The organism is Vibrio sp. OPT46 (assembly GCF_015163535.1).
Taxonomy (GTDB): domain Bacteria; phylum Pseudomonadota; class Gammaproteobacteria; order Enterobacterales; family Vibrionaceae; genus Vibrio; species Vibrio alginolyticus.
Map to the genome: position 1 here is coordinate 1 of NZ_JADDYG010000290.1, position 1,538 is coordinate 1,538.

Annotated in this window: 2 protein-coding genes; both read left to right on the top strand. The window is 40.1% G+C overall.

Annotated elements, in window-relative coordinates; translation table 11 throughout:
• The coding region (locus IQR33_RS12775; protein WP_193843750.1) for a hypothetical protein at positions 1 to 492 on the top strand (492 nt) is incomplete at its 5' end.
• A 366-nt stretch (positions 493 to 858) separates the two neighbouring features.
• Positions 859 to 1,538 (top strand): recombinase RecA (gene recA, locus IQR33_RS12780; protein WP_193843751.1); only part of this gene is annotated, 680 nt, incomplete at its 3' end.

Consider the following 1,538-nt stretch of genomic DNA (forward strand, 5'->3'; position numbering starts at 1 on the left):
GTTCACTTTAAACAATGTGAACGCTTGCTGGTGGTAGAAGAGGCGCTACCTAAAAAAATAGTTTTTTATAACGAATCAAAAGGGTGGGGTAACCAAAAGAAATACTCAAAAGAAGAAGCGCTTGAGTTAGCTAAAGAAATCATTGATAACGGTTCTGATAGCTTTGACATCGTTTCTAAGAAAATTGCAGAGATTTCTGATTCGGAGTTTCTTGTGCACCGGACGCCAAGTCCAACAAGTATTAAAGCGAACATCACTAGATATGTACCAGGAGTGGGAGAGAAAAGTCATTCAAGAGTTGCTTCGTTACCAATATTTGTTGTAACTACCGATATGGATTCAGCGAGAACGGTACTCATTGGTTCTATGGTTTCGATTGAGTCTACCCCAAAGTCTAAAAGACTGGGGTCTAGTAAAGCTCGTAGTAAGTTTGAAGAGCAACCCTATATCTCAACTTTGCGTCTATATCGATATAAGCCCGAATATAGATAGAAAAATTTACAAACCAATCTATAATATATGATATTAAATTGGAGGGTTAGAGATGCACAAGCGTAGAGATAATTTGCAAAAGACGATACTCATTGTTTGGTTTCTGTGTTCTAGCATTGTACTTGGGATTCAGCTATTACCTAGCCCAATTGATAATGCAAGTGCAAGTCAGATAGAGTCAAAAGCCGGAAATCTGGAGCCAGATGACAGCCTGATCAATCTGGATACAATTCTTACCTATATGCCTACCGAAGTACCTCATTCCAGAAATAAACAGTAGCTATAAAATGATTTAATATGGTATTAAATACCATTGACAAACACTTTGCTCAACTATAATATATAACAAAACAGAGCGAGGTAGTTATGGTTACAATAGCTAGCAATAACAGCAATCCTTCACCTAAAAGCGTGGCTCTTGCTGCTGCTTTAGGGCAAATTGAAAAACAATTTGGCAAGGGTGCTGTGCAAAGCCTTGGGGGCGAAGCAACAACTAACAATCTTGACATCGTATCTACAGGCTCACCTAAGCTTGATAAAGCTTTAGGAGTGGGCGGGTTAGCGCGAGGTCGTATTCATGAAATTTTTGGCCCGGAGAGCTCCGGAAAGTCGACATTGGCATTGGAAGTCATTGCTGAAGCACAAAAGAAAGAAAGTATTTGTGCCTTCATTGATGTTGAGCATGCGCTTGATCCTGGATATGCCAAATTAATTGGCGTTAATAGCGAAGAATTGTATGTTTCGCAGCCCAATAGTGCGGAGGAAGCTCTGTCTATTGCAGAAACTCTTGCTCTATCGGGAGCAGTAGACATTATTGTTATCGATAGTGTCGCAGCAATGTGTCCTAAAATGGAGTTAGAAGGAGAGATGGGGGCAGCTAGTATGGGCCTTCATTCGAGGTTAATGTCGCAAGCATGCCGGAAGCTAACAGGTATTCTAAAGAAAACGAATACCATGGCTATTTTCATAAACCAAATTCGTTTTAAAATTGGTGGTTTTGGAAACCCTGAGACAACAACAGGTGGAAATGCTTTAAAGTTCTACGC